The sequence below is a fragment of the Thermobifida halotolerans genome, from assembly GCF_003574835.2.
Lineage (GTDB): Bacteria > Actinomycetota > Actinomycetes > Streptosporangiales > Streptosporangiaceae > Thermobifida > Thermobifida halotolerans.
The window spans coordinates 5,300,166-5,315,366 of the sequence record NZ_CP063196.1; the positions used below are offsets into that span (position 1 = coordinate 5,300,166).

Annotated in this window: 12 protein-coding genes; 8 read left to right on the plus strand and 4 right to left on the minus strand. The window is 72.0% G+C overall.

What is annotated here, in order from left to right; all coding sequences use genetic code 11:
* Nucleotides 1-74: 74 nt before the first annotated feature.
* Complete coding sequence (locus tag NI17_RS23440; RefSeq protein WP_084012322.1) at nt 75-1,592, minus strand: DEAD/DEAH box helicase; 1,518 nt, start codon at nt 1,590-1,592, stop codon at nt 75-77.
* A 530-nt stretch (nt 1,593-2,122) separates the two neighbouring features.
* Here NI17_RS23440 and NI17_RS23445 point away from each other — a divergent pair.
* The 3 genes from NI17_RS23445 to NI17_RS23455 all read left to right on the plus strand — a co-directional run bounded on the left by NI17_RS23445 (nt 2,123) and on the right by NI17_RS23455 (nt 3,749).
* Nucleotides 2,123-2,818, plus strand: a complete 696-nt coding sequence (locus NI17_RS23445; RefSeq protein ID WP_068687527.1) for a ferritin-like fold-containing protein — start codon at nt 2,123-2,125, stop codon at nt 2,816-2,818.
* Between the two features lie 136 nt (nt 2,819-2,954).
* Nucleotides 2,955-3,266 carry a DUF6401 family natural product biosynthesis protein gene (locus NI17_RS23450; RefSeq protein ID WP_068687528.1) on the plus strand — a complete coding sequence of 104 codons (312 nt, stop codon included), beginning with the start codon at nt 2,955-2,957 and terminating at the stop codon, nt 3,264-3,266.
* A 240-nt stretch (nt 3,267-3,506) separates the two neighbouring features.
* A complete protein-coding gene (locus NI17_RS23455; RefSeq protein ID WP_068687529.1) occupies nt 3,507-3,749 on the plus strand; it encodes a hypothetical protein in 243 nt (80 codons plus the stop codon).
* Nucleotides 3,750-3,881: 132 nt separating this feature from the next.
* Here NI17_RS23455 and NI17_RS23460 read toward each other — a convergent pair whose 3' ends face one another.
* From NI17_RS23460 to NI17_RS23470, 3 genes are all read right to left on the minus strand, one after another.
* Nucleotides 3,882-4,697, minus strand: coding sequence for a mechanosensitive ion channel family protein (locus NI17_RS23460; RefSeq protein ID WP_068687530.1), 816 nt, complete (start codon nt 4,695-4,697; stop codon nt 3,882-3,884).
* A 182-nt stretch (nt 4,698-4,879) separates the two neighbouring features.
* The gene (locus NI17_RS23465) at nt 4,880-5,500 is read right to left on the minus strand and encodes a TetR/AcrR family transcriptional regulator (protein WP_068687531.1); all 621 of its coding nucleotides are present in this window, start codon (nt 5,498-5,500) and stop codon (nt 4,880-4,882) included.
* Between the two features lie 187 nt (nt 5,501-5,687).
* Nucleotides 5,688-5,978, minus strand: a complete 291-nt coding sequence (locus NI17_RS23470; RefSeq protein WP_068687532.1) for a hypothetical protein — start codon at nt 5,976-5,978, stop codon at nt 5,688-5,690.
* 255 nt (nt 5,979-6,233) lie between these two features.
* Between NI17_RS23470 and moeZ the strand changes: the two genes are divergently transcribed.
* The 5 genes from moeZ (at nt 6,234) to NI17_RS23495 (ending at nt 15,139) form a co-directional block, all read left to right on the plus strand.
* Nucleotides 6,234-7,394, plus strand: coding sequence for an adenylyltransferase/sulfurtransferase MoeZ (moeZ, locus tag NI17_RS23475; protein ID WP_068687533.1), 1,161 nt, complete (start codon nt 6,234-6,236; stop codon nt 7,392-7,394).
* 136 nt (nt 7,395-7,530) lie between these two features.
* The gene (locus NI17_RS23480) at nt 7,531-7,926 is read left to right on the plus strand and encodes an SPW repeat protein (RefSeq protein WP_068687534.1); all 396 of its coding nucleotides are present in this window, start codon (nt 7,531-7,533) and stop codon (nt 7,924-7,926) included.
* 184 nt (nt 7,927-8,110) lie between these two features.
* A complete protein-coding gene (locus NI17_RS23485; protein ID WP_068687535.1) occupies nt 8,111-8,428 on the plus strand; it encodes an MGMT family protein in 318 nt (105 codons plus the stop codon).
* A 70-nt stretch (nt 8,429-8,498) separates the two neighbouring features.
* Nucleotides 8,499-11,639 (plus strand): ATP-dependent helicase, encoded by a 3,141-nt coding sequence (locus NI17_RS23490; protein WP_119268002.1) that lies wholly within the window; start codon nt 8,499-8,501, stop codon nt 11,637-11,639.
* Between the two features lie 134 nt (nt 11,640-11,773).
* Nucleotides 11,774-15,139: an ATP-dependent helicase gene (locus tag NI17_RS23495; protein WP_068687536.1), complete on the plus strand. Its 3,366-nt coding sequence runs from the start codon at nt 11,774-11,776 to the stop codon at nt 15,137-15,139.
* Nucleotides 15,140-15,201 lie beyond the last annotated feature (62 nt).

The following is a 15,201-nucleotide window of genomic DNA, read 5'->3' on the forward strand; positions in this document are numbered from 1 at the left end:
CTAGACGATGCGGTTCCGCGGGCGGTTTTTCGAGGACGCCGGGTCTTCCGGGTGAGCAGACCCGGCATCGCGTCTCAGTCCTGGTCGTTGTTGGCCTCGACGCCGCCCCGGGAACGGCGGCGGGTGCGCTTGCGGGTCCGGGCGGGGGAGTCGCCGTCCGCGGCGGCCGGTTCGCCGGTGGAGTCCGCCGTGGCGGCGCCGCGCCCGGTGGGCGCTCCGCCCCGGGTACGGCGACGGTTGCGGGAGTGCCGCCGACGGGGACGCTCACGGTCGTCGGCACCGCGCCTCGTCCGGCCGCCGGTCTCGCCGATGTCCTCGACGTCCTCGGCTTCCAGACCGGCGCGCTCCCGCTCCTCCTCGGCGAGCACGCCCTTGGCGCCCGACGGGATTCCCAGCGCCTCGAAGAAGTGCGGGGAGGTGGAGTAGGTCTCCTCCGGGTTGCCGAACGGCAGTTCCAGCGTCTTGTTGATCAGCTTCCAGCGGGCCACCTCCTGCCAGTCGATGAACGTGACGGCGGTGCCCGAACGTCCGGCCCGGCCGGTGCGGCCGATCCGGTGCGTGTAGGTCTTCTCGTCCTCGGGGCACTCGTAGTTGACCACGTGTGTCACGTCGTCCACGTCGATTCCCCGGGCGGCGACGTCGGTGGCGACCAGCACGTCGATCTTGCCGTTGCGGAACGCCCGCAGGGCGCGCTCGCGCTGGCTCTGTCCGAGGTCCCCGTGCACGGCCGCGGCGGCGAAGCCGCGTCCCCGCAGTGCGGCCGAGACCTGGTCGCAGACCCGTTTGGTCTGGCAGAACACCATGGTCAGACCGCGGTCGCGCGCCTGGAGCAGGCGGGCGAGCATCTCCAGTTTGTCCAGCGGGTGGGTACGGAAGACGTGCTGGGTGACCTGGCCGGAGCCGGACCGCTCGGAGTCGTCGCCGGCCCGCACGTGGGTGGGGCGGCGCAGGTACCTGCGGGACAGGCTCACGATCTCGCTCGGCATCGTCGCCGAGAACAGCATGGTCTGCCGCTGTTCGGGGGTCTTGGCGAGAATGCGCTCGATATCGGGCAGGAAGCCCAGGTCGAGCATCTTGTCGGCCTCGTCCAGGACGAGCGAGGAGGCTTCGGACAGGTCGAGGTGGCGCTGGTTCTCCAGGTCGAGCAGGCGTCCCGGAGTTCCCACGACGATGTCCACGCCGTTGCGCAGTGAGGTGATCTGCGGTTCGTAGGCGCGCCCCCCGTAGACGGTGACGATCCGCGCGCCGGTGCGTTTGCTGGCGGTGGTGAGGTCGGCGGCCACCTGGATGGCGAGTTCGCGGGTCGGCACGATCACCAGGGCACGGGGGCGCCTGGCGCCGCCGGGCCGGGCGTGCACGCTCTGGAGCAGGGGAAGTCCGAAGGCGAAGGTCTTGCCGGTGCCGGTACGGGCCTGACCGATGATGTCGGCGCCGGTCAGGGCCAGGGGCAGCGCCAGGGTCTGGATGGGAAAGGGAGAGACGATGCCTTCGGCCTCGAGGGCGTCGGCGATGTCGTCGATGACGCCGAGATCACGGAAGGTCGTCTGCGGACTGCTGGTGTTGTCGGTGGTGGTCAGGATCCATGCCTCCATCTGGGCGGGCCGCGTGCGCGGCGGTGCTTGTGGGCGGACGGGCTCGTCGTCGAGCTCGTTGCGGTCGCGGCGGTCCGGCGCGGCTCATCGGAGCCGGGGATCCGCGTGGCGCGTTGTCACGCCTGGGCGGGGCCGGGGCCGTCGGGCACGGACGCGCGACCGGTTCTGGGCCGTCCGCTTGCAGTTGTCATGACGCGTGGCCACTCCGTGCAGGGCGGTCGCCGCCGTAGGATGCGGCGGCCCGTTTCCCGTCGTGGGTTCGTACGTCCGTACCGGGTCACAGGGCCGCTGCCGAACGTGTCGGTGGATCACTGCGCGGGCCTCCAGGTCGGGGCGACGCGACCGGCTGCGACGGGGCGCTTCGCGTGCGACCGACGGGTGCCGGCCGCGGCTTCGAGTCTAGCCTGCGTGTTCAACGCTGGATAGAGCACGACGCCGTGCCCTGTCCGCCTGTGGAGGACAACGTGCCAGGTGCCGCCGATAGTCCCGGCGTGGAGGGTCCTCTCCGGGAGGGCGCTACGCTGAGGGGTATGAGCTCCGCAGCCGCTCCGAAACCCCATGACGTCACCCCGGTCGAGCGCGGTGTGATCGACCTGCTGGGGCTGCTGGCCTATGCCGAACTGGTCTCGTTCTTCCGGCTGGCCTCCGACGCCGAACTCGCGCCCACCCTGGGGGACAAGGGGGAACTCGCGGCGTTCGCGGCGATGGAGCAGACCCACCACCGGCTGCTGCGGAACAGGCTCGTGGAGTTGGGGGTCGACCCCGAGGCCGCGATGCGACCGTTCGTGGAGCCGCTGGATGCCTGGCACGCCCGCACCGCACCGCAGAACTGGGTGGAGAGTCTGGTCAAGGCGTATGTCGGAGACGGGATCGCCGCGGACTTCTACCGGCAGATCGCCGAGTTGACCGACGACGAGACCAGGGAGCTGGTCACGGGGGTGCTCTCAGAGGAGGGACGGGCCGAGTTCATCGCCGCCAAGGTCAAGCAGGCGGTGGCCGACGATCCGAAGCTGGCCGGACGGCTCGCGCTGTGGGCGCGTCGCCTGGTCGGCGAGGCCCTCAGCCAGGCGCAGCGGGTCGCCGTCGACCGGCCCGACCTCGCCGCGCTGCTGGCCTCGGGCAACGCCGAGGGCGGGACCGGCGATCTCGCCGCGGTCAGCCGGGTCTTCGCCAGGCTGACCGACGCGCACAACGCCCGACTGCAGGCCATGGGCCTGGGGAGCTGACCGGGCGGCCGGGATCACCTTCTCCCGCGAAGCCGCCTGTCCCTTTTGCGGTGTGTAGGCGTATATAGTCGGCGTTGTCATTATTTCCCCGCCGTCCGGTGTCTCAGGACGGCTGTTTCCTGAGGTACTCATCCACATGCGCAGTGGGTTCTCCGCCAACTGCCCGCTGGTCCGGCTCACGCATGCTTTCGACAGCTTCGGGCTGCGGGAAGACTCTTCGGCTCCCGGACTGGTCGCCCAGGTCGACCAGCACGTCGCCGGTGTCCGCGATTCGCTGTCCCGCGACGGTCTCCCGTTGACCCGCCGCAGCCTCACGCACTACCTCCAGGGGTTCCTCGACGGGTGCCGCGAACGCGGATGGCACTCCGACGGGGCGGACTACGACTGGGAGACCCTGCGGCTGCTCGCCGTCTGCAGGCTGGCCAGAGAAGAAGGCTTCGTCTGCTAGGTTCGCGGCGCCTTCTGGGAAACGTCACCGTGGTGATCTGTGAATTGGTGACGAAGCTTCGCGCGGTGGGCGTACGCTAAGCCCTGTCCGGAGTACGGTCGCGCGTTCTGCACCGGTCCGTGGGAGGGAATGGGAACGGGCCGCGCGAGCCGGAATGTGAACTCCGCCGCTACAGGCTGGGCACCTCCAGCCCTATGACCGAAATGCGGCAACCGTTGTGCCGCGAGAAAGGAAAAGCGAATGGGGAGCGGTCGGCACGGGGCGGCGCGTCCACCGATCGGAGTCCTGATCCACCGGGATCGCGTCGACTTCTCCATCTACGGTCTGCAGGCGGTCGTCGCGCTGGTCATCATGATCGCCACGGGACCCGGCAGTCTGGCCTTCTGGCTGTGCTTCCTGCTGCTGTTCGCCGGAGTCGTCCTCTTCTTCCGACGTATCGACCGGCTGGCCCGCGAGGAGCTCGCGGGAGAGGACCTGCTCTGACGCCCCGCCCCGCGGCGCGCGACACATCGGGTCGGCGACCGTGACAGCCACGGGACGCGCCCGCCCGCCGAACCCCCGTCAGGGGACGGGGACAACGGGCGGGACGCAACCGCCTCGGTGGCCGGCCGCGGGCTACCTGCGCTCGTGTCGGGGCGCCACGATCCGCTCGGTCGGAGCCGTGTCCCGTTCCGGGGCACGCGCCGCCCCACCCGGGCGGGAGCCCATGGCGTCGGCGCGACCCCGCTGGTATCCGCCCTCCTCACGGAAGCGCTTGGTCTCGTCCTCGGCCGTGTCCAGCCAGTTCGCCCAGCGCTGCTGCATCGGGCGGACCAGACCGCCGCCGACACCGACGATCAGAATGCCCGCCGCGGTGGCCAGCACCGTGATCAGCACCGGAAGGGTCACCGAGACGGCCACGCCGATCTGGTTCAACGCGGCGATGACGCCGAGGCCGAGGATGAACACTCCCGCGGCGTTGGCCAGCAGCCTGCCGTAGCTGAGACCGCCGAGCGCGTCAGAGGCGAGGTCGCGGACGGCTCGCGCGATCAGGGCGGCCACCACGACGATGATCAGCGCCACGGCGAGCTGCGGCAGCCACGCGATCACGCCGTTGAGCAGTTGGGTGACCGGGTTGTCGGGCCCGAACGCGCTGAAGGCCAGTTGCAGGACGATCAGCACACCCGCGTAGTAGACGAACTTCCCCGCGATGTCGCTGGCGCTGAACCGGCTGCGCTGGAAGTACCTGCCCAGACCACCGCGCTCCAGAGCCCGGTCGAGGCCGACCTTGGCCAGCCCCTTGGTGACCAGGCGGCCGATGAGTTTGGCGAGCAGCCAGCCCAGGACCAGGATGACGAGGAAGACCACGAGCCTGGGAATGAAGGCCACCACGGTGTCCCAGACGTTGCCGAGGCCCTGCCCGACGTCGGTCACGGCCAATGGTGTGAACATCTCGTCCCTCCCCACAGAGGCGGTTCCGTCGGACGGCGGCCGGAGGGCCTCCGGAGTGCCGCGGCGTACCGACCGAACCGGGAGAATGCCTGTCATCTCGGCCACTACCCCCGAGTCGGTGGACGAACCACGGGCGGGAACCATGGGGAGGAGGACGCGGACCGCGCGTCCGGACCGGACAGTCAGATCCGGGTGAGGTCCCAGCCGCTGATGCCGCGCCAGGCGAGGCGGGCGATGAGCTGCTCGGCGGCGTCCTTGGGGATGTCCCCCCGGCTCAGCCAGTAGCGCGCGCTGGTCTCGGCCATGCCGACCAGGCCGATGCTGAGCAGGTGCGCCTCCTCGTCGGAGACGCTGGTGTCCTGGCGGATGACCTCGCCGATGAGCTCGGCGCACCGGAGCGTGGTCTGCTCGGTCTTCTCCCGCACCGCGGGCAGGTTGCGCAGGTCGGACTCGAAGACCAGACGGAACGCCTCACCCTCGCCGGAGACGAAGTCGAAGTAGGCCTTGAAGCTCGCGGCGACCCGCTGCCGGTTGTCGTCGGTGGACTGCAGCGCGGCCCGCTGCTTTTCGACCAGGGCCTCGGAGTGCTGTTCCAGCAGCGCCAGATAGAGCTCCAGCTTTCCGGGGAAATGCTGGTACAGCACGGGCTTGGAGACACCGGCCCGCTCGGCGATCTCGTCCATCGCCGCCGCATGGTATCCCCGCTCCACGAAGACCTGCTGGGCCGCGGCGAGCAGTTGCCGTCGACGGGCCACCCGGGGGAGCCTGGTTCCCCGTGGGCGGGCTTCTGAAGGAGCCGTCACAGCCACACCCTCCGAACTGTTCGCGGCGTCGAGCGCCGCGTCCTGATCTGGTCGTCTCAAATGGCCTGGGAGGACCGGCCGCGACCGACACGTACCGCGCTATCTTACTCGCCCGTAGGTCATCGGCCCCATCCGCCCAGGTCGGATGCCCGCCACACCACGACAGACCCGGCGCGGCGGATCCGGCTCAGCGGTAGTCGTCCTCGTCTTCGGGAACCTCGAGCGCCTGCTCGACGGCGTCGGCCTCGGGGACCTCCAGACCGGTCTCCAGAGTGAGGGCGGGGGGCTCGTCATCGGCGGCGCCCTGCTCCGCGGCGTCGGCCTCGGGGACCTCCAGACCGGTCTCCAGGGAGGGTCCGGCGGCCCGTTCGCCCTTGACGGCGCCCTGCTCCGCGGCGTCGGCCTCGGGAGCCTCCAGAGGGGGCTCGTCCTCCGTGTTGCCCGGTGCGACGTATGGGCGCTTCGCCTCGGCTGCCATGAAGACTCCCGTCGGTCGGTGTCGGTCTCCCACCGGGCCCGCCGTCCCACGAACCCTGGGAAGCGCCGAAGGACCGGTGCTGAGCTGCGGGGAGACAGTCGGCCCGGCAGTTCTTCCGTTCCCGTATCCCCAGGAGGGAATGATAAACCCCACCCCGTAGGTTGGGATAATGAGCAAGCTCGCAGCGTGCGACACGGTCGAGGCCCGCGCCCGCCGCGAGCACACGCCGCGTCATCGATCGTTTGAGGAGCTGTTGTGTCGCTGCCGCCGCTGGTCGAGCCAGCCGACGAGCTGACCGTTGACGAGGTGCAACGGTATTCGCGCCACCTGATCATCCCCGACGTCGGCATGGACGGTCAGAAGCGTCTGAAGAACGCCAGGGTTCTGGTCGTGGGTGCGGGCGGGCTCGGCTCTCCCGCGCTGCTGTACCTGGCCGCCGCCGGTGTGGGAACCCTGGGCATCATCGACTTCGACGTCGTGGACGAGTCCAACCTGCAGCGTCAGGTCATCCACGGCCAGAGCGACATCGGCAAGCCCAAGGCCGAGTCCGCTCGGGAGAGCATCGAGGAGGTCAATCCCTACGTCAACGTCGTCCTCCACAAGGAGCGGCTTGACTCCACCAACGCTCTGGAGATCTTCTCGGGCTACGACCTGATCCTGGACGGTACCGACAACTTCGCCACCCGCTACCTGGTCAACGACGCCGCCGTGCTGCTGAACAAGCCGTACGTGTGGGGGTCGATCTACCGTTTCGACGGCCAGGTCAGCGTGTTCTGGAACGAGTACGGGCCCAACTACCGCGACCTGTACCCCGAGCCGCCGCCGCCCGGAATGGTGCCCTCCTGCGCCGAGGGGGGCGTCCTGGGCGTGCTGTGCGCCGCCATCGGGTCGGTCATGGTCAACGAGGCGATCAAGCTGATCACCGGTATCGGCGACCCGCTGGTCGGCCGACTGATGATCTACGACGCCCTGGAGATGACCTGGCGGACCGTGAAGGTGCGCAAGGACCCCGACGCCGAGCCGATCACCGAACTGATCGACTACGAGGCGTTCTGCGGCACCGTCTCCGAGGAGGCGCAGCAGGCCGCGATGGGCTCCACCATCACCGCCCGCGAGCTCAAGGAGAAGATGGACAGGGGCGAGGACTTCTTCCTCGTCGACGTCCGGGAGAAGAACGAGTACGAGATCGTCAACATCCCGGGCGCGGTCCTCATCCCCAAGGGCGAGTTCCTGACCGGCGAGGCGTTCGCCAAGCTGCCGCAGGACAAGCAGATCGTCCTGCACTGCAAGTCCGGCGCCCGCTCGGCCGAGGCGCTGGCCGCGGTCAAGAACGCGGGCTTCGGCAGCGCCGTGCACGTCGGCGGGGGCGTGCTGTCCTGGATCGAGACCATCGACCCGAGTCTGCCCAGGTACTGATTCCGGCTGCGTCCGAAGGGGGCCGTCGCCACGCGCGGCGGCCCCCTTCGGCGTCCGCGCCTCCGGGCGGCGTGAGTTCCGCACCGCCTCGGGTAGCGGTTCCGCAAGCAGCGGAGGCGCGGCCGGGAGGTGCGTGATGAGGGGACGTTGGGACGACTGGGTGGCACTGACGGCAGGCGTCGTGGCGTCGGTCAGTTGGGTCTGGCACGGCCTGTTCGGCGTCGGCATGGTCGCGCTGTTCCTGGTCGGGGTGACCACGGTGTTCACCGCGGTGATATCCATCACCCGACCGGGGCTGATCGTCAGTGAGCTGATCCTCGTGGTACTGGGGGTGCTGCTGTTCCTCACCCCCTGGCTGGTGGGCTTCGCCGGGGAGCCTGCGGCGGCGTGGACCGCCTGGATCCTCGGCGCCGTCATCGCGGCCATGGGCGCGGTCGGCGTCCCGCGGAGCGGGAAGTCCCGCCGCGGACTGAGGCCCCACGGACCGGACGGGTCGGAGACGCGCTCGCCGACAACCCACTCCTACCGTTGAGGGACTGGCGAGGCCCGGGACCGGCCCACCCTCTGGGGGCGGGTGGCTTCCGCACCGCCCCCCGGGGGGCGGGCGGAGGCGCACGGCCCCGGGGTGAGGCGGTCCGGGAACTCGCCCCCAAGCCGCCCGGCGGTGGATTCGCGGCCCTCCCGCCGGGGCCGCCTCTGCCGCTAGAGTGTGCGGCATGTCACGACCCGGTGGTTATCCCAGCGAGTACGCGGAAAGGGTCCTCGAGTTCGTCCGGTCCATCCCCGAGGGAAGGACCATGTCCTACGGGGACGTGGCCGAGTACCTCGAGGAGGGAAGCGCCCGTTCGGTGGGAGCGGTCATGGCGACCTGGGGAGCGGACGCGCCCTGGTGGCGGGTGGTGTTCGCGGACGGCGCCCCGCCCTCCAGCCGTCCGGAGCGGGCACTGGAACGCTACGCGGCGGAGGGCACGCCCCTGACGCTCGACGGCACCCGCGTGGACATGGAGCGGGCCCGCTGGGACGGAACCTCCTGAGCTCCGGCGACGGCCCCGGTGAGACGGCCGCGCGACGCGACTGTCACCGGCGTCTGATGAACTAGGTCGGGTGAACACCCCCCCGTACCGTCTCGTGCGCCGGACGCAGCGTGTCGCGCCCGCCCCGAACCTCGACGACGACCAGCGCCGGGTGGTCGCCCACCGGGGCGGCCCGCTGCTCGTGCTCGCCGGACCGGGGACCGGGAAGACCACCACGATCGTCGAGGCGGTGGTCGACCGCATCGACAACCGGGGCGTGGACCCCTCGCACGTGCTCGTACTCACCTTCAGCCGCAAGGCCGCCCAGGAGGTGCGCGAGCGCATCACCGCGCGCCTGCGGCGCACCACCCGCGAACCGCTCGCCCTGACCTTCCACAGCTACGCCTACGCCCTGATCCGCCGGGAGTTCCGGCTCTCGGGCGACCAGGCGCCCCGGCTGCTGTCCGGTCCCGAGCAGTTGATGGAGGTCCGTGAACTGCTCGCGGGCGAACTCGGCGACGGCGCCCGCGACTGGCCCGAACCGCTCCGCCCCATGCTGCACACCCGGGGCTTCGCCGAGGAGCTGCGCGACTTCCTGATGCGCGCCCAGGAGCGCGGTCTGACCGCCGACGACATCCGGGAACTCGGCCGCCGCCACGAGCGGCCCGACTGGACCGCCGCCGGAGGCTTCCTGGAGCGCTACACCGGTCGCTTCGACGTCGCCCCGGTGCCCACCTTCAACTACGCCGAACTGGTGCGTGTCGCCGCCAACCTGCTCAACGACCCCGAGGTGCAGGCGCGGGAACGCGCCGCGCGGCAGGTCGTGTTCGTCGACGAGTACCAGGACACCGACCCCGCCCAGGAGGAGTTGCTGCGCGCGCTGGCCGGGGACGGACGCGACCTGGTCGCGGTGGGCGACCCCGACCAGTCCGTCTACGGCTTCCGCGGCGCCGACGTGCGCAACATCATGGAGTTCCCCGACCGGTTCCGCACCGCCTCGGGCGAACCCGCCCCCGTGGTGGCGCTGCGCACCTGCCGTCGCAGCGGTCCGGAGCTGCTGCGGATCTCCCGCAGCCTCGCCCAGCGGCTGCCCGCCGCGCCCGGGCCCCGGGGCGGCGGGGTCAACGCCCACCGCAGGCTCGTCCCCGTCGAGGACGCCGATCCCGGCCGGGCCAGGGTGCTGCTCGCCGAGAGCCCCACCCAGGAGGCCGCCGCCATCGCCGACATTCTGCGCCGGGCCCACCTCATCGACGGCGTGCCCTGGTCGCGCATGGCGGTGCTGGTCCGTTCGGCCACCCGGCAGGTTCCGGTGCTGCGCCGCGCCCTGATCGCCGCGGACGTCCCGGTGGTCGTCAGCGGCGACGAACTGCCGCTGGCCGCCGAACCGCTGGTGCGGTCGCTGCTGCTGCTGATCCGCTGCGCGCTGCACCCCGACGACCTCGACGAGAACGCCGCCCGTGAACTGCTGACCAGCGCGTTCGGTGAGGCCGACAGCATCCGGCTGCGCAGGCTCGGCCGGGCGCTGCGGCGGCTGGAACTCGACGCCGGAGGCAACCGCCCCGCCGCGGCCCTGCTCGCCGAGATCCTCCGCGACCCCCGCGACCTGGTGATGATCGACCCCGAGGTGCGGGCGCCCGCCGACCGCATCGCCTCCCTGCTGGGCCTGGTCCGTGACAGCACGGCCGAGGGAGCCTCCGCCGAGGAGGTGCTGTGGCGGGTGTGGCACCGCTCCGGGCTGGCCGACCGGCTGCTGCGGGCCAGCCAGGCGGGCGGGCGGCGCGGCGCCGCCGCCGACCGCGAACTGGACTCGGTGGTGGCGCTGTTCGAGAACGCCGCACGCTACTGCGACCGGCTGCCGCCCGGCGCCCCGGAGGGGTTCCTGGAGGACCTGGAGGCCCAGGAGATCCCCGGTGACACGCTCGCCGAGCACGCCCCCCACGGCGAGGCGGTGCGCGTCCTCACCGCGCACCGCTCCAAGGGACTGGAGTGGGACCTGGTCGTGGTGGCCGGGGTGCAGGAGGGCGACTGGCCGGACCTGCGGCTGCGCGGCTCCCTGCTGGGAATCGAGCAGTTGCTCGACACGGTCTCCGGGTTCGCCGAGACCTCCCCGGCCGCGGTGGTGTCGAAGCTGCTGGACGAGGAGCGGCGGCTGTTCTACGTCGCGCTCACCCGGGCCCGGCGGGAACTGGTGGTGACGGCGGTCGGCGGTGAGGACACCGAGGAGCGACCCTCCCGGTTCCTCACCGAACTCGGCCTCGGCGAACCCGAACGGGTGGCGGCGGGACGGCGGTGGCTGTCGCTGCCCGCCCTGGTCGCCGACCTGCGTTCGGCGCTGCTCGACCCGCGGAGCGACCCGCCGGTGCGCCGCGCGGCAGCCGCCCACCTGGCCCGGCTGGCCGACGAGGGGGTGCGGGGCGCCGATCCCGGCGAGTGGTACGCCCTGACCGAACTGTCCGACGACAGTCCACTGGTGCTCGACGGCGAGCAGATCCGCGTCTCCCCGTCCCAGGTCGAGAAGTTCGGCGCCTGCGAACTGCGGTGGCTGCTGGAGACGGCCGCGGGCGCACAGAAGCCGCACACCTCCTCCGGACTGGGCAGCATCGTGCACGCGCTGACGGTGCTGGCGGCCGGGGGAGCCGACCTGCCGGAGATCCGGCGGCGCATGGACCGGATCTGGTCGGAGTTGGACTTCGGCGGCCCCTGGTACGCCGAGAAGCAGCGCGAGAAGGCCGAGGACATGCTGGCCCGGTTCCTGCTGTGGCAGCAGGACAACCCCCGGGAACTGGTCGCCACCGAGGAGGGGTTCCGGGTCGAGGTCGACGACATCGAGATCGTGGGCCGCGTCGACCGCCTGGAGCGCGACGCGGAGGGGCGCGGCGTCGTCGTCGACATCAAGACCGGGCAGGCGGTCTCCGACCGCGAGATCGGCCGCCACCCGCAGCTCGGCGTCTACCAGTTGGCGGTGCTCATGGCCGCTTTCGAGCACTACGGCCTGACCGCCCCGGGCGGCGCGGCCCTGCTGCAGATCGGCGACAGGCGCAAGACCGCGAAGGAGCAGGCCCAGCCCGCGCTCACCGACGACCCCGACCCCCGCTGGTCCGAACGCCTGGTGCGGGAGGTGGCGTCGGGCATGGCGGGGGCGCGGTTCAAGGCGGTGTCCAGCCCGTCGTGCCGCCACTGCTCGGTCCGCTCCAGCTGTCCGGCCCAGAGCGAGGGCGACCACGTGTCGTGACGACGCGGTGATCCCGACACCGGCGGGCACCCGACCGCGGAGGGCAGGCCCCCGCAGTCAAGATCATCGGTGCTGGTCGAAAGAGGGTCTGGAAGAATGCCCGGGTCAACGTAGCCGACAGGGCAGGACCCCCCATGACCGACGTCTACGGACCCGCGCAGCTCGCGCGGCTGCTCGGGCTGCCGGAACCCACTCCGGAGCAGGCCGCGGTCATCGCCGCACCGCTGAGTCCCGGACTGGTGGTGGCCGGGGCCGGTTCCGGGAAGAGCGAGACCATGGCCGCCCGGGTGGTGTGGCTGGTCGCCAACGGGCACGTGCGCCCCGAGAACGTGCTCGGCCTCACCTTCACCCGCAAGGCCGCCGCCGAACTCGCCGAACGCGTCCGCAAACGGCTCGACCAGTTGCGCGGCGCGGGTACGGTGCCCGACGAGGTGCTCGACGGCGAACCCGCCGTCTCCACCTACCACTCCTACGCGATCCGCCTCGTCGGTGACCACGCGCTGCGCGAGGCCGTGGAACCGAACACCCGCCTCGTCTCCCCGGCCCTGGCCTGGCAGCTCGCCCACCGCGTGGTCAGCACCTACGACGGGCCGATGGACGCGGTCACCTCCGCGCCCTCCACCGTGGTGCGCGACGTCCTCGCCCTCGCCGGAGAACTCGCCGAACACCTGCGCACCCCCGACGACGTGCGTGAGTTCGGCTCCTGGCTGCGCTCCCGCGCCGCGGCCCTGAAGAAGATCCCCGCGGCCACCCGCGACCTGCTCGCCACCCAGCGCCACCGCGAGCAACTGCTGCCGCTGCTGGAACGGTTCGCCCGGCTCAAGACGGACCGCGAGATGATGGACTACGACGACCAGATCGCGCTGGCCGCCCGCATCGCGCAACGCCACCCCGAGGTCTCCCTGATCGAACGCGGCCGCTACCACGTGGTGCTGCTCGACGAGTACCAGGACACCAGCCACGCCCAACTGGTGCTGCTGCGGGCGCTGTTCGGCGACGGCCATCCCGTCACCGCGGTCGGCGACCCCTGCCAGTCCATCTACGGCTGGCGCGGCGCCAGCGCGGGCAACCTCATCAGCTTCCCCACCCACTTCCCGGAACGGCCCGGCAGACCCGCCCCGGTCCGTCAGCTCGCCACCAGCTTCCGCAACGGCGAGCAGGTCCTGGAGGTCGCCAAACGCGTCGCCGAACCGCTGCGCGCCGAGGCCGACACCGTCCCCGTCCTCTACCCGGGGCCGGCGCGCGTCGGTCGGGGTCGGGTCACCTGCGCGCTGCTGCGCACCGAGACCGAGGAGGCCGCCTGGGTCGCCGAGCAGATCGACCTGGCGCTGCGGGAGTCCCGCGACCGGCACACCGCGCCCGACGGTCTGCCCTGGCCCGAACATGACAACCGGGGGCCGCTCGGCCACGGCGACGTCGCCGTGCTGTGCCGCAAGCGCTCCCAGTTCCCGGCCCTCCGCCACGCGCTGGAGGAGCGCGGCATCCCCGTCGAGGTCGTCGGCCTGGGCGGGCTGATCGAGGTTCCCGAGGTGCGCGACATCGTCGCCACCCTGCGCGTGCTGCACGACCCCACCGCCGGACACGAACTCGCCCGGCTGCTCACCGGACCCCGCTGGCGGCTGGGGCCGCGCGACCTGGTGGCGCTCAACAGACGCGCCGTGGAACTCGCCAGGGAGGCACGCCGCGACCTGCGCGGCCAGGCCGCCGAGGAGACGGAGGAGGAGACCGACCCGCTGCGCCAGACCGTCCTGGACCTGACCGCCGAGACCGGAAGCCTGGTCGACGCGCTCGACGACCTCGGCCCCGCCGAGCACTACTCCGAGACCGGCTATCTGCGGCTGTGCGCCCTCGCCGACGAGTTGCGGGTGCTGCGCGGCCGGATCAGCCAGCCGCTGCCCGACCTGATCACCGACGTGGAGCGGGTCCTCGGCCTCGACGTCGAGGTGGGCGCCCGCCCCGGCCGGGACCAGGTCGCCGCCCGCGCCGACCTCGACGCCTTCGTGGACGCCGCGGTGCGCTTCTCCGGTTCCACCGACACCCCCACCCTGCACGCGTTCCTCGCCTACCTGGACTCCGCGGAGGACACCGAGCACGGCCTGGCCCCCGGCGAGCGGGTCGGCTCCAGCGACACCGTCAAACTCATGACCGTGCACGCCGCCAAGGGGCTGCAGTGGCCGATGGTGGTCGTGCCGGGGCTCAGCCAGGGGCAGTTCCCCGGCGTCGCCAAGACCGTGAAGAGCTGGACCGGCAGGGCCGCGGAACTGCCGTTCGCGCTGCGCGGCGACCGCGCGGGCCTGCCCGACCTGCCGGACGTGGGCGCCGATGACCTCAAGGGCTTCATGGCTGCCGAGCGGGACCGTGAGCTGATGGAGCAGCGCCGCCTCGCCTACGTGGCGGTGACCCGCGCCGCGTTCGCGCTGCTGTGCACCGGGCACTGGTGGGGACGGGAGGCCAAGCAGCGGCGCGGTCCCTCCGTCTTCCTGGAGGAGGTCCGTGAGGTGTGCGCGGCGGGCGCGGGCCGGGTCGCGGTGTGGGCCGACCCGCCCGAGGACGGCGAGGGCAACCCGGAGCTGGCCGAGGACGCCCCCGTCGTCTGGCCGCTGGACGGAGACACCCGCCGCGACGCGGCCGCGGCCGCGGCCGAGCTGGTGACGCGGTACCGGGACGGGGGCTGGGAGCGGGAGCTGAACCTGCTGGACCGGGCCGTGCTGCGTCCCGGAGCGCGCCGCCGGACCCGCGACTGGGCGCGCGACGTGGAGCTGCTGCTGCGCCACCGTGCCGCCGAACCCTCCGGCGGGCAGGCCGTCGAGGTGGAACTGCCCGCCCACCTGACCGTGTCCTCACTGGTGTCGCTGGCCCGCGACCCCGCAGCGCTGGCCCGGCAGATCCGCCGCCCGCTGCCGCGCCCGCCCGCGCCGCACACCCGCCGGGGCACCGCCTTCCACACCTGGCTGGAGCGGCGCTTCGGCCAGCAGAGCCTGGTGGACCCCGACGAGCTGCCGGGCGCCGCCGACGACACCGCGGGCGGCGACGCCGACCTCGACGAGCTGCAACGCCGGTTCGAGGAGAGCGCGTGGGCCGACCGCACTCCGCTGGACGTGGAGGTCTCCTTCGAGACCATCATCGGCGACCGGCTGGTGCGGGGCCGCATGGACGCGGTCTTCCACGACGCCGAGCACGACGTCTACGACGTGGTGGACTGGAAGACCGGACAGCCGCCCACCACCGCCCGGGAGCGCCGCGCGGTGGCCGTGCAGTTGGCCGCCTACCGCGTGGCCTGGTCCCGGATCGTCGACGTGCCCCTGGACCGGGTGCGCGCGGCCTTCCACTACGTCCGCCACGACCGGACGGTCCGCCCCGCCGACCTGCTGGACGCCGACGGGCTGGCCGCCCTCATCAACACGGTCCCGGAGGCCGGGCGGGGAGGCGGCACCGAGGCGGGGCCGACCGGCGGGCGGCCCGAATCCGGCCGCGAAGAAAGGCGAGCCCCTCTTGACTGACTGAGGTTTGGGTGTTCGGTTCTGCGGTGGGCGCGGGTTGTTTTCGGAGAGACCGGGGAGAG

Excerpts from the sequence above, each read along its gene's own strand:
- NI17_RS23445 (WP_068687527.1), top strand. The coding sequence starts at position 2,123 with ATGAGCTCCGCAGCCGCTCCGAAACCCCATGACGTCACCCCGGTCGAG.
- NI17_RS23470 (WP_068687532.1), bottom strand. The coding sequence starts at position 5,978 with ATGGCAGCCGAGGCGAAGCGCCCATACGTCGCACCGGGCAACACGGAG.
- NI17_RS23460 (WP_068687530.1), bottom strand. The coding sequence starts at position 4,697 with ATGTTCACACCATTGGCCGTGACCGACGTCGGGCAGGGCCTCGGCAAC.
- NI17_RS23440 (WP_084012322.1), bottom strand. The coding sequence starts at position 1,592 with ATGGAGGCATGGATCCTGACCACCACCGACAACACCAGCAGTCCGCAG.
- NI17_RS23495 (WP_068687536.1), top strand. The coding sequence starts at position 11,774 with ATGACCGACGTCTACGGACCCGCGCAGCTCGCGCGGCTGCTCGGGCTG.
- NI17_RS23450 (WP_068687528.1), top strand. The coding sequence starts at position 2,955 with ATGCGCAGTGGGTTCTCCGCCAACTGCCCGCTGGTCCGGCTCACGCAT.
- NI17_RS23455 (WP_068687529.1), top strand. The coding sequence starts at position 3,507 with ATGGGGAGCGGTCGGCACGGGGCGGCGCGTCCACCGATCGGAGTCCTG.
- NI17_RS23480 (WP_068687534.1), top strand. The coding sequence starts at position 7,531 with ATGAGGGGACGTTGGGACGACTGGGTGGCACTGACGGCAGGCGTCGTG.
- NI17_RS23485 (WP_068687535.1), top strand. The coding sequence starts at position 8,111 with ATGTCACGACCCGGTGGTTATCCCAGCGAGTACGCGGAAAGGGTCCTC.